Consider the following 11,483-nt stretch of genomic DNA (forward strand, 5'->3'; position numbering starts at 1 on the left):
GCGATGAGTTCCGAAATTCTTTGCGACCCGGCCGAACTGCGGGAACTGTTCCTCTTCGAGAAACTCGATGACGACCAGCTCGCCTGGCTGTGCCGGGACGGCCGGATCCAAGTGCTCGAACCCGGAAAGGTCTATGCCGAGGGCGAGCCGGCCACCTGCTTCTACGTCCTGATGGATGGCGAGGTGGTGTTGACCAAGCTCTCTGGCGGCGAGGAAATCGAAACCACCCGAAGCGATCACAAGGGCGCCTACGCGGGCGCCTGGCAGAGCTACCTCGGTGACCGCGTCGAACAAAACTATGGCGCGTCGATGTATGTGACCAAGCCGTCGCGGTTCTTCGTGCTCGACGGCGGCACGTTCGCCCGGATGATCAACGAGTGGTTTCCGATGGCCGTGCATCTGCTCGAGGGCGTCTTCTACGGTAATCGCAATGCCCGGCAGATCATCGACCAGCGTGAGCGGTTGCTGGCCCTCGGATCGCTGTCCGCCGGACTCACCCACGAGCTGAACAACCCTGCGGCCGCAGCCGTTCGGGCGACGGCGTCGCTGCGCGAACGGGTGGCCGGGATGCGGCACAAGCTGGCCATGGTCGCCAAGGGCAAGTTCGACGCGGCCACCCTCGAGACGTTGATTCTGTTCCAAGAGGAGGCGGTCGCTCTAGTGGCCAAGGCCCCGACGTTGACGCCGATGGAGGAATCCGAGCGCGAAGACGAGATCGGTGACTGGCTCGACGACCATGGCATAAACGGCAGCTGGGATCTGGCCCCCAACTTCGTGCAAGCCGGTATCGACATCGACTGGCTGGAAAAGGTGTCCGGCACAGTGGGGGAGACGACCCCGGAAGTGTTGGAAGGCGCGATCCGGTGGCTGAACTACACGGTCGAGACCGAGCTGCTGATGAACGAGATCGCCGACTCCACCGCGCGCATCTTGACGTTGGTGGGCGCGGCCAAACAGTACTCGCAGATGGACCGGGCACCGTTCCAGGTGGTCGATGTGCATGAGTTACTGGACAGCACGCTCGTCATGCTCGCGCGAAAGATCGGCGACAACATCGAGGTGGTCAAGGACTACGACCGCAGCCTGCCTGACCTGCCGTGCTACGCAGCCGAACTCAATCAGGTGTGGACCAACCTGATCGACAACGCGGTTTCCGCGATGGCCGGTCGCGGCACGCTGACCCTACGGACCTATCGCGAAAACTATTGTGTGGCAATTGAAGTGTGCGACACCGGTCCGGGTGTACCGGAAGCGGTGCGCGACCGGGTCTTCGAGCCGTTCTTCACCACCAAGCCGGTGGGCGAAGGCACCGGGCTGGGACTGGACATCTCGTTCCGCATCGTCGTGAACAAGCACCACGGCGACATTCGTGTCGAATCCGAGCCCGGCAACACCCGATTCATTGTCCGCATACCGCTCACCCCGCCGAAGGAGCAGCGCGATGATCCAGCCGATTCCGGGGATTGACCCGTCAGTGCCGCCCAGCGGCCCCGGCTGCGTGGAGTGTGACGCCGCCGGCGGTTGGTGGGTACATCTGCGCCGCTGCGCGCAGTGCGGCCACGTGGGCTGCTGTGATTCCTCACCGAGCCGGCATGCGAGCGCGCACGCAGCCGAGACCGGCCACCCGTTCATTCAGAGCTACGAACCCGGCGAGGACTGGTTCTGGAACTTTCAGACCCAGCAAGCGGTTTCGGGTCCGGAGCTGGCGGCTCCCACCCACCATCCGATCGAGCAACCGGTTCCCGGGCCGGCCGGCCGGGTGCCGGCCGACTGGCAGCGCCGGATCCACTGATGCCCCATCATCTGCTGCCCATCTGCCTGGCGCTGTTGTCGGCGCTGTGCATCGCGGTGGGTGCAGTCGTGCGTCAGCGTGCGGCCGCCGCCGTTCCGGTCAGCGAAGTCGCCGACGTGATGAGTACTGTTGCACGGCAACCGGCCTGGTGGCTCGGCATCACTGTCGGGGTGGCGGGCTACGCGTTTCAGGCGGCCGCGCTCGCGCGCGGGTCACTGCTACTGGTGCAACCTCTGCTGGTGCTGTCGTTGCTTTTCGCGCTGCCGATCGGCGCCTGGTACGGCGACCGGATGATCAAGCCGCGCGAATGGGCCTGGGCTGCAACGCTCACCGTTGCCGTGGCGATTCTGGTGGTGGTGGGCGATCCACGACACGGTGCCGAGCATGCGGAGGCCTTGCACTGGGCCCTGGTCGCCGCGTTCGGAGTACCTGCGCTGGGGGCCTGCCTGCTCGCGGCTCGCGCGTGGCCGGGTCATCGGCGCGCATTGCTGCTCGGCGTCGTCGCCGGCGCGCTGTTCGGGGTCGCCGCGGTGCTCACCAAGGGGGTGATGGCAACCGCCCGCCATGGTGGATTGGCAGTATTGCTGTCGCCGGAAACGTGGGCGCTTGTGGTGGTCGGCGTAGCTGCATTGTGCTTGCAGCAGAGCGCGTATCAAGCCGGTGATCTGCAGGCATCGTTGCCGGCGTCGACAGTCGCGGAGCCAGTGGTGGCGAGCATGCTGGGCTTTCTGGTGCTCGGCGAATATCTGGACGTGGATAAGGAACTGACGGCGCTGCTGCTGGCCGCGCTTGTCGCCATGGTGGTTGCGGCCGTCGCGCTCGCTCGCGGAACTGGTGAGGCCGCGCTTGCCTAGCGATCTGATCAGGCACCTGCAGCAGTGGCGGAAGCTGCTTTTCGGCCTGAGCCCGACGGATCGTCGATGGAGTCGTGCCTTGCGCGCGGCGCTCGCGCCGGGCATTCCCGCACTGATTGCCGTGGGACTCGGGTATTCGCAGGAAGCGCTGCTCATGACCGTCGGCGGGTTCGCCGTGCTCTACGGGGAGCGCCGGCCGTATCGGGTCCGCTGGCGGGTGGTGCTCACCGCCGGTGCCGGCCTGGTCGTGGCTGTCGCGCTCGGCGGGTGGGTCGAAACCATCGATGAATCCGGCGTCGTCGAGGTGGCATTGCTGACCGTCGTCGCGATGGTCGGTGCCTATTCGGTCGATGCGGCGCGGCTGGGGCCGCCGGGTGCGTTTTTCTTTGTGCTCGTTACGGGTGTCTCGATGGTGCTGGCCCGCTCCGGGGTGCCATTGGGAACCGTGCTGATCTGTACCGCGATCGGCGTTTGCTCGTCGGTGCTGGTGTCGATGGCCGGCATCGTGCGCGACCGCAGTAAGCCGGAGCGAATGGTGGTGCGCGCGGCCGTGCAGGCCGTCGAGGACTATGCACAGTTGTCGGATTCGACGACCGTGGAGGCACGGCATGCCGCTGGTGCAGCGATCTGGGACGGCTGGTCCGCTGTGTACGACGCCGGACTGCCCGAGCGCGCACCCGAATCCGGGCTGGTAAGCGAGTTGCTCGCGGCGCACAAGCGGTTCGCCGGCGTGCAGGTCGACGATCGGTGGGCCGCCGTCGACCGGGAGGTGCTCTTGCCCCGGCCGCAGATGCCGCTGGCGCGTCCCACGGTGTGGTATCGCTTGCGCCGGTCGTTTTCGGTGCATTCCCATGCCAGCGCGATCGCCGTCCGCATCGGCGTGGCTGTTGCGGCGACGGGCGCCATCAGTCTGGCGCTGTCGCTGGACCGTCCGGACTGGGCAGTGGTTGCCTCCGTGCTGGTGTTGCATCAAGGACTCGACCGGGTGCAGGGGACGGTGCGTGGGCTGCACCGGTTTATCGGCACAGTGATCGGGCTGGGTTTGTTTGCGTTGATTCACGCGTTTTCGCCGACCGGATATGTGCTGGTCCTGGTGCTAATGGTGCTGCAATTCCTGGTCGAATTGTTTGTCGCACGCAATTACGGGCTCGCGGTCATCTTCATTACGCCGTTGGCGCTGTTGATCATTGTCGGCGCGCATCCCGGATCGCCGGTGGGGCCGGTGGTTCGTGATCGTTTCGTCGAAACACTGCTCGGCATAGCCGTTGCACTGGCCGCGTTGTGGGGCGTCCTGCCGCGCTCGCACCGGCGGACGTTCGGGTGGACGGAGGCACGGGTGCTGCGCGCGGGACGTCGACTCATGGCTTTGGATGTTCCGGCCGACCACCCGGCGGCGATGGTGTTGCGACGCGATCTGCAGTTCGAGTTGATCGGATGTGCGTTGAGCGGGTCTGACGCGGCGCACAACGAGCGGCCGTGGGCCAGGCAGCAGTGGACCCGTCATGCCGAGGTCCTGCAGTGGGGATACGACCTGCTTGCGCAGTGTTGGGCTGAGTTGTCCGGCGGCGGTGCCGACCGAACCGAATTGGGGGACCGCCTTTTTCGGCTGCAGGAGACGGTGCGGTCCTGACCGCCAGCCATACCTAGTTGATGCATAACGAAGCAGACTCCCTGAGTGATAGCACGATATCATTCACGTGTGGCGCAAATACTGATCCGACAACTCGACGACGACACGAAAAGCAAGCTGCAACGACTGGCCCGTCAGCACGGCCGCAGCACCGAGGAAGAAGTGCGTGAAATCTTGCGCAGCGCCGTGCGGAATGTCGACGATCCGCCGCAACGCCTGGGTTCGCGCATCGCCTCGCGGTTCGCCGAGGTCGGGCTCGAAAGTGAGATTCCCGAACTGCGAGGTCAGTCTGTCCGGCCTGCGCAGTTCGAATCATGATCTTGCTGGATACGAATGTGCTTTCCGCGTTGATGGGGAAAGTGCCTGATCCGGCCGTGGTCGCGTGGCTCGACAACCAGCCGGTCGAGTCGATCTGGACTACGTCGATAACCGTCTTCGAGATCCGCACTGGCATCGGTCTTTTGGAGCGCGGCCGTCGACGCAAGCAACTCGATGAGATGTTTTCGCAGTTGTTGGCCGACGATTTGGACGGTCGTGTGCAGTCGTTCGACATCTCGGCCGCACTGGCGGCTGGGACCATCGCCGCAAGCCGCCAACGTGCCGGGCGAACGGTCGAGATTCGCGATGTGCAGATCGCTGGCATTGTGGCTTGCCGCCGCGCAACCCTCGCGACTCGCAATACGCGGCACTTCGAAGGAACTGGCATCCAACTCGTAGATCCATGGAACTCGCCGACATGAATGGTATTTTTCTACCATGCGAACTACCATCGATTCTGCCGGCCGCATCGTCGTCCCGAAGGCCGTGCGCGAGGCGATGGGTCTGGAGGCGGGGAGGGCTATCGACGTGGTCTATGTGGATGGGCGAATCGAAATAGAACTCGCGCCCGCGGAGGTCGCCGTGGCAATCGAGGGCGGCTTACCGCTCGTTACCCCGACCGATGACCTCCCGCAACTGACAGACGATCAGGTTCGCGACACGCTCGATTCGACGCGACGGTGACGGCTAGCGAAACGTGCGACACCAGCGTCCTGGTCCCGGCCGTGCTGTCGTGGCACCCAGCGCATAACTCCTCGCGCCGGGCGGTCCGGGAACGAGTGGCGACGATTCCTGTTCACGTCCTGCTGGAGACCTACAGCGTCTTGACGCGCCTGCCGTCTCCGCACCGGCTCGCCCCGCACACCGCCGCCGAGGTGGTCGCGGGCATCGCCTTGCAGACCTGCGCATTGCCACCCGACGAATACCGGCCGCTGATCGCGAAGTTGGCGCAGGCCGGAATTCGTGGCGGCGCCGTTTACGACGGATTGGTCGCGGCAAGCGCTATGTATCACGGGTTCAACCTGATTACCCGGGACCGCAGGGCCCGACCGGCGTACGACGCGATCGGTGCGCGCTACAGCCTTCTTTGAACTCCACCGATCCAACCTTGCACTCACCACCCTCGAGTGCTAAAAAGGCACTTGGCACTCGGAACCATTGAGTGCCAGGTCGGGACGGTGAGAACGGGTCCACACCCGGTCGTCCGTCGCGGGCACCGAGCCTGGCCAGCAGCGCAACTCACCCCCATATCCGGAGGATCACTTCGCAATGGCCAAGATCATCGCGTTCGACGAAGAGGCCCGCCGCGGCCTCGAGCGGGGCCTCAACAGCCTCGCCGACGCAGTAAAGGTGACGTTGGGACCCAAGGGTCGCAACGTCGTTCTGGAGAAGAAGTGGGGCGCCCCGACGATCACCAACGATGGTGTTTCCATCGCCAAGGAGATCGAGCTCGAGGACCCCTACGAGAAGATCGGCGCTGAGCTGGTCAAGGAAGTCGCCAAGAAGACGGACGACGTCGCTGGCGACGGCACCACCACCGCCACCGTGCTCGCCCAGGCGCTCGTTCGCGAGGGTCTGCGCAACGTCGCCGCGGGCGCGAACCCGCTGGGTCTCAAGCGCGGCATCGAGAAGGCCGTCGAGGCCGTCGTTACCCGCCTGCTCGACGTCGCCAAGGAGGTCGAGACCAAGGAGCAGATCGCTGCCACCGCGGCCATCTCCGCCGGCGACCAGTCCATCGGTGACCTGATCGCCGAGGCCATGGACAAGGTCGGCAAGGAAGGCGTCATCACCGTCGAGGAGTCCAACACCTTCGGCCTGCAGCTCGAGCTCACCGAGGGTATGCGCTTCGACAAGGGCTACATCTCGGGTTACTTCGTCACCGACCCCGAGCGTCAGGAAGCCGTGCTCGAGGAGCCGTACATCCTGCTGGTCAGCTCCAAGGCGTCGGCCATCAAGGACCTGCTGCCGCTGCTGGAGAAGGTCATTCAGGCCGGTAAGCCGCTGCTGATCATCGCCGAGGACGTCGAGGGCGAGGCCCTGTCCACCCTGGTGGTCAACAAGATCCGCGGCACCTTCAAGTCGGTTGCCGTCAAGGCCCCCGGCTTCGGTGACCGCCGCAAGGCCCAGCTCGCCGACATGGCCATCCTCACCGGTGGCGAGGTCATCAGCGAGGAGGTCGGCCTCACCCTGGAGAACGCGACCCTCGAGCTGCTCGGCCAGGCCCGCAAGGTCGTCGTCACCAAGGACGAGACCACCATCGTCGAGGGCGCTGGTGACCCCGAGGCCATCAAGGGCCGGGTCAACCAGATTCGCGCCGAGATAGAGGCCAGCGACAGCGACTACGACCGCGAGAAGCTGCAGGAGCGTCTGGCCAAGCTGGCCGGCGGTGTTGCGGTGATCAAGGCCGGCGCCGCCACCGAGGTCGAGCTCAAGGAGCGCAAGCACCGCATCGAGGACGCCGTCCGCAACGCCAAGGCTGCGGTTGAGGAGGGCATCGTCGCCGGTGGTGGCGTGGCTCTGCTGCACGCGGCTCCTGCGCTGGACGACCTGACCGTGTCGGGCGACGAGGCCACCGGTGCCAACATTGTCCGCGTGGCGCTCGAGGCTCCGCTGAAGCAGATCGCGTTCAACGCCGGCCTTGAGCCCGGCGTCGTCGCGGAGAAGGTGCGCGGCCTGGGCCTGACCGAGGGCCTGAACGCCGCGACGGGTGAGTACGAGGACCTGCTGGCCGCCGGCGTTGCCGACCCGGTCAAGGTCACCCGCTCGGCGCTGCAGAACGCGGCGTCCATCGCGGCGCTGTTCCTCACCACCGAGGCCGTTGTCGCCGACAAGCCGGAGAAGGCCGCCGCACCCGCCGGCGACCCGACCGGTGGCATGGGCGGCATGGACTTCTAAGTCCGCGCTTCAAATAAAAAGACCGGTCACCCGAGTGCGGGTGGCCGGTCTTTTTGCTGCCGATTCGTCCGTAATGTGCGCAACCGACTGCCAGAATTGTCCGATGAATACCAGGTCTCGACGGGGACGGCGGGCCGCGCTGGCGGCGCTGATCGCCTTGCTCCCTTTGCTGCTTTCGGGTTGCCTGCGACTCGTTGTCGATGCGGACGTCGACAGCGACAACACAGTGACTGGTTCGATCGTGATCGGCGTCGACAAGAACCTGATATCGATGATGCCGGGAGGCCGGGACGCATTCTTCAAAAGCACCACGTCGCAAGGCGGCTGCGATATCCCAGGGGCCAAGCAAACACCCTACGACCAGGACGGTTACACCGGACTGAAATGCGAATTCAGCAACGTTTCGCTGGCCGACTTCACCAAGGCCGCCAAATCCGAAGAGGACCCGCTCTCGCTGACGCGCGAGGGTGACAAGTTCGTGCTCCGGGGGTCGATCGACCTGTCGCGCGGGAGCGAACAGACGGACCAGGACACGCCGGACTTCGGTGCCGCGCTGGCCGATTCCGATGTGCGGCTGACGTTCACCTTCCCCGGCAAGATCGAGTCGACGACCGGAACCCTGAGCAATGATGACCACACCGTGAAGTTCACTACCGACAAAAACGGCAAGGCGAAGATCGACGCCGTAGCGGGTGCGACGAGCGACAGCGGACCGGTGTCGTGGCTGCAAGACAATTGGTACTGGATTGTGCTGGCGGTTGTCGTCGCCGCGATCTGCGTGCTGGCGATCGTGTTTCTGATCCTTCGCGGGCGGCGCAAGCCAGCGGCGGCGCAGGGTTACGGGCCGCCGCCGGGATATGGGCCGCCTGCCCAATGAGTGGCGGGGCCGGTGCGCTGCCTCCCGTAGCATCCGTTGAGTGAGCTACTCGGCGACCAAGAAACAATCGATTCGGCAATTGCCGGCCGGCGTCATGGCCGGGCCGGTCGGTCACCTTGTCGCTGCCGCGGCTTGTCTACTCGGTGCTATTGCAGTTGTTATCCGCCTCGACGGTTATATTCCCGACGACGGATTCATCACGTTGCGCTATGCGCAGAACCTTGTAGATGGGTTCGGCTGGATATACAACTATGCTCATCCGACCACCGACGCCGCATCGGCACCGCTTTACACGCTCGCACTCGCCGGGATCGGTCTGATTATCGGAAATGTAAAGCTCGGTGCCATTCTGCTCTTTCTCGCGACAACGGCGATTTCCGGTTACTTGGCGTTTGCCCTATTGCGTCGCTGCGGACTGCTGGCTGGAGCTGTCGCGGCAGCTGCTTTGCTTGTGATAAATCCGTGGTTGCTGGCGACGGAGGGAATGGAGACGTCGCTCTTTGTGTGTCTGCTGCTTGCCGGAACCGTGTTGCTCGACCGCGGAAATTCGCTGCTAGCGGCGGGGTTGTTCGCTGCTGCAACCTTGGTGCGCGCAGATGGACTCGTGTTCCTGTCTGTCGCAGCTGCCATCGTGGTGTGGCGTGAGCGACGCTTTCCCACGCGATTCACGGTCGGCACGCTGTTTGTTGCCGCAGTGTGGGCGGCGATTTCGCTGTGGATCGACATTCCGCTCTTACCGGGCACGCTAGAGGCAAAAATTGCGCAGGGTCGTTCGGGGTTCTGGGCGCACTCGAATTATGTTCGCGGATTCTTTGCAATGCCCGTCTGGCTGGGTTTCACCGCGTGGGCGGTGGTGTCCGGCCTGCTCGGTCTGGCGGGGCTCGCAGTGCTCTGTGCTAAGTGGCGAAATCACTCGCTATGGCGGCCCTTGTTTCCATTCTTTGTCAGTACGGTGGGCGTTTCGATTGCGTATGCGGTCGTCATCAGACCACCTGCATATCATTGGTACTTCGGCCCGCAATTGGTTGCCATAGCCCTCTGCGCTGGGGTCAGCGTGGATTGGCTCGCCACCCGAGTTTCGCGGTTGATGAACGCTTCGTCCGGCCTGACGATCGGTGCGTCGGTAGCGCTGGCGGCAACGATTCCAGTTCTTTGGTTGGGGTGGCGACAGACACCGCACGGGACGGGGTCGCCGAGCTATGTGGACGCCGGTCAATGGATCGCGGCGAACACTCGCTCGGACGCAACCGTCGCGTGCATGGAGATTGGAATTCTCGGCTGGGAAAGCCATCGCGACATGGTCGACTATCTGGGTCTGCTCTCTGCCAACTCTGTCCAGGATTTGCGACGCGGTGACGTGGTGTCGTGGTTGGCGCGCGATCGCCCGGACTACTGGGTTGTCCACCAACCGCTCAACAAAGTGTTCGAGATTCCGGCCGCCAGCCAGCAATGGGTTCGGGCTACCTACACCCCGGTATGGACCGACGGGACGGTCGAGGTGTGGAAGCGCGATGGGTCAGCCACTCCGACCGCGACACGCTGAATAAACAAAACGCCGGTCTCGACTATGGCGTTTAATGCGACTTTGGGTACCATCTACGCCAATGACGCAGGTGGTGAGTTCCCGGACCTACGGCGGGCAATTAATCGAGGACCGACAGCGAGAGCGCCGCGAACGCTTTCTGGAGTCCGGCCTGAACGTTTTTGCCCGGGACGGCTATGCAAGCAGTTCCGTCGGCGCTATCTGTAAAGACGCCGGGTTGTCGTCGCGCCAGTTCTACGAGGAATTCACCGGTCGTGAGGCGCTGCTCATCGAGTTGTGCGACCGGATCGAAAACTCTTCGCGCGACGCAGTTTTGGCGGCAATGGACGCGCAGTCGGCGCCGCGCATCGGCCCGAAGATCGAGGCGGGAGTCCGCGCGTACGTGGAATCGGTCGGCCGCGATCCCCGTCGTGCTCGGGTGGCGCTCGTCGAAGCTGTCGGCGCGAGCCCGCGGATGGAGCAGTACCGGTTGGCGCAACGCCAGTCGTGGGCGACGATGCTGCAGCGGTTCGCCGAAGAGATGGCCGGCCACGGCGAAATTCCGGCCGGCGATTACGCGATGCGCGTCAGCGCGATTCTCGGCGCCGTGAGCTACGTGGTCTACGACTGGACGATCGCCTCGCCGCGCCCGGATCTCGATGACGTGATCAGGGTTCTGGTGCGCACGTTGGTCGGCGCTATCAGCAGTTAATGCGTAAGGTCGCGAACGTGGAGACCGTTCCGATCCAAATCCCCGATGGCAGCATTCTGCCGGTGCGGCTGTTTCCCAGTGAAGGCGCTCGTCGTCGCACAGATTCGCTCGACACAACTCGGATTGTCGTCGTCGTGCTGCCTGGGCTCGGGATTCCAGGCGGGTACTACGACCCCTTCGCGAAGGAACTGGCCAGTCGCGGTTTCGATGCGGCCATCGGTGAACTACGCGGGCAAGGCGACAGTCGGCCGCGCCCGAGCGGCGACTCCCGGTACGGGTATCAGGAACTGGCCTCGGTGGACATACCGGCAATCTTCGAAGTTGTGCGGGAACGATTTCCGGACAGCACGCCATTTCTGCTCGGACACAGCATGGGTGGGCAACTCGGGGTGCTGTACGCCGCGCGGGCGCGGGGCCGGCTCGGTGGCCTGATACTGGTCGCCTCGGGTACGCCGTATTACCGCAGCTTCAGCGGCGCCAAGTCGCCGGGCATTCTGGTGGGATCGGCGGCAATGTCGTTGACGGCCAACGTGGCGGGCTTCTGGCCGGGAGATCGAATCGGCATCGGCGGGTTCGGTCGGCAATCCAAGGTGCTGATCGCGGATTGGTCGCGGCTGGCCCGCACCGGCCGCTTCGACCCGAGTGACGCCGACATCGATTATGAAGAGCGAATCTCCAGGCTGAAACTGCCGGTGCTGTCCATTTCCATCGAAGACGACGAGGTGGCTCCGCCCAGTTCAGCTAAGCATCTGGTGGAGAAGTTGCCGAACGCACCGCTCACCGAGTGGCTGCAACCGGAGCCCCTCGGCCACAACGGCTGGATCCGAAATCCGCGCTCGACTGTCGACCGGATCGAGAAGTGGTTGCGTGACCGTGCGTGAAA

The 11,483-nt window shown here is 64.4% G+C and carries 13 protein-coding genes; all 13 read left to right on the forward strand.

Annotated features, from left to right (window positions below; all coding sequences use genetic code 11):
* Nucleotides 1–3 precede the first annotated feature (3 nt).
* The gene (locus tag FOS14_RS11555) at nt 4–1,467 is read left to right on the forward strand and encodes an ATP-binding protein (protein WP_143770646.1); all 1,464 of its coding nucleotides are present in this window, start codon (nt 4–6) and stop codon (nt 1,465–1,467) included.
* Complete coding sequence (locus FOS14_RS11560) at nt 1,442–1,792, forward strand: UBP-type zinc finger domain-containing protein (protein WP_143770648.1); 351 nt, start codon at nt 1,442–1,444, stop codon at nt 1,790–1,792. Before FOS14_RS11555 ends, FOS14_RS11560 begins: the two co-directional genes overlap by 26 nt.
* Nucleotides 1,792–2,646, forward strand: a complete 855-nt coding sequence (locus FOS14_RS11565; protein WP_143770650.1) for a DMT family transporter — start codon at nt 1,792–1,794, stop codon at nt 2,644–2,646. The genes FOS14_RS11560 and FOS14_RS11565 overlap by 1 nt, the downstream gene beginning before the upstream one ends.
* The gene (locus FOS14_RS11570) at nt 2,639–4,276 is read left to right on the forward strand and encodes an FUSC family protein (protein WP_143770652.1); all 1,638 of its coding nucleotides are present in this window, start codon (nt 2,639–2,641) and stop codon (nt 4,274–4,276) included. Before FOS14_RS11565 ends, FOS14_RS11570 begins: the two co-directional genes overlap by 8 nt.
* Nucleotides 4,277–4,345: 69 nt before the next feature.
* Nucleotides 4,346–4,594 carry a ribbon-helix-helix protein, CopG family gene (locus tag FOS14_RS11575; protein WP_143770654.1) on the forward strand — a complete coding sequence of 83 codons (249 nt, stop codon included), beginning with the start codon at nt 4,346–4,348 and terminating at the stop codon, nt 4,592–4,594.
* The gene (locus FOS14_RS11580) at nt 4,591–5,016 is read left to right on the forward strand and encodes a type II toxin-antitoxin system VapC family toxin (RefSeq protein ID WP_143770655.1); all 426 of its coding nucleotides are present in this window, start codon (nt 4,591–4,593) and stop codon (nt 5,014–5,016) included. Before FOS14_RS11575 ends, FOS14_RS11580 begins: the two co-directional genes overlap by 4 nt.
* A gap of 16 nt (nt 5,017–5,032) precedes the next feature.
* On the forward strand, nt 5,033–5,278 hold the full coding sequence (locus tag FOS14_RS11585) for an AbrB/MazE/SpoVT family DNA-binding domain-containing protein (RefSeq protein WP_143770657.1): 246 nt from the start codon (nt 5,033–5,035) through the stop codon (nt 5,276–5,278).
* On the forward strand, nt 5,275–5,685 hold the full coding sequence (locus tag FOS14_RS11590; protein WP_143770659.1) for a type II toxin-antitoxin system VapC family toxin: 411 nt from the start codon (nt 5,275–5,277) through the stop codon (nt 5,683–5,685). The genes FOS14_RS11585 and FOS14_RS11590 overlap by 4 nt, the downstream gene beginning before the upstream one ends.
* A gap of 178 nt (nt 5,686–5,863) precedes the next feature.
* Nucleotides 5,864–7,489: a chaperonin GroEL gene (gene groL, locus FOS14_RS11595; RefSeq protein WP_143770661.1), complete on the forward strand. Its 1,626-nt coding sequence runs from the start codon at nt 5,864–5,866 to the stop codon at nt 7,487–7,489.
* A gap of 103 nt (nt 7,490–7,592) precedes the next feature.
* Nucleotides 7,593–8,366 (forward strand): hypothetical protein, encoded by a 774-nt coding sequence (locus FOS14_RS11600; RefSeq protein ID WP_143770663.1) that lies wholly within the window; start codon nt 7,593–7,595, stop codon nt 8,364–8,366.
* Between the two features lie 40 nt (nt 8,367–8,406).
* A complete protein-coding gene (locus tag FOS14_RS11605) occupies nt 8,407–9,909 on the forward strand; it encodes a hypothetical protein (RefSeq protein WP_143770664.1) in 1,503 nt (500 codons plus the stop codon).
* 61 nt (nt 9,910–9,970) lie between these two features.
* Nucleotides 9,971–10,600 carry a TetR/AcrR family transcriptional regulator gene (locus tag FOS14_RS11610; protein ID WP_143770666.1) on the forward strand — a complete coding sequence of 210 codons (630 nt, stop codon included), beginning with the start codon at nt 9,971–9,973 and terminating at the stop codon, nt 10,598–10,600.
* A gap of 17 nt (nt 10,601–10,617) precedes the next feature.
* Nucleotides 10,618–11,481 carry an alpha/beta fold hydrolase gene (locus FOS14_RS11615; RefSeq protein WP_143770668.1) on the forward strand — a complete coding sequence of 288 codons (864 nt, stop codon included), beginning with the start codon at nt 10,618–10,620 and terminating at the stop codon, nt 11,479–11,481.
* Nucleotides 11,482–11,483 lie beyond the last annotated feature (2 nt).

It is taken from the genome of Skermania sp. ID1734, from assembly GCF_007489285.1.
Taxonomy (GTDB): Bacteria; Actinomycetota; Actinomycetes; order Mycobacteriales; family Mycobacteriaceae; genus ID1734.

Coding starts and splice junctions, on each gene's coding strand:
- FOS14_RS11565 (WP_143770650.1), top strand. CDS start 1,792: ATGCCCCATCATCTGCTGCCCATCTGCCTGGCGCTGTTGTCGGCGCTG.
- FOS14_RS11600 (WP_143770663.1), top strand. CDS start 7,593: ATGAATACCAGGTCTCGACGGGGACGGCGGGCCGCGCTGGCGGCGCTG.
- FOS14_RS11580 (WP_143770655.1), top strand. CDS start 4,591: ATGATCTTGCTGGATACGAATGTGCTTTCCGCGTTGATGGGGAAAGTG.
- FOS14_RS11610 (WP_143770666.1), top strand. CDS start 9,971: ATGACGCAGGTGGTGAGTTCCCGGACCTACGGCGGGCAATTAATCGAG.
- FOS14_RS11555 (WP_143770646.1), top strand. CDS start 4: ATGAGTTCCGAAATTCTTTGCGACCCGGCCGAACTGCGGGAACTGTTC.
- groL (WP_143770661.1), top strand. CDS start 5,864: ATGGCCAAGATCATCGCGTTCGACGAAGAGGCCCGCCGCGGCCTCGAG.
- FOS14_RS11585 (WP_143770657.1), top strand. CDS start 5,033: ATGCGAACTACCATCGATTCTGCCGGCCGCATCGTCGTCCCGAAGGCC.
- FOS14_RS11560 (WP_143770648.1), top strand. CDS start 1,442: ATGATCCAGCCGATTCCGGGGATTGACCCGTCAGTGCCGCCCAGCGGC.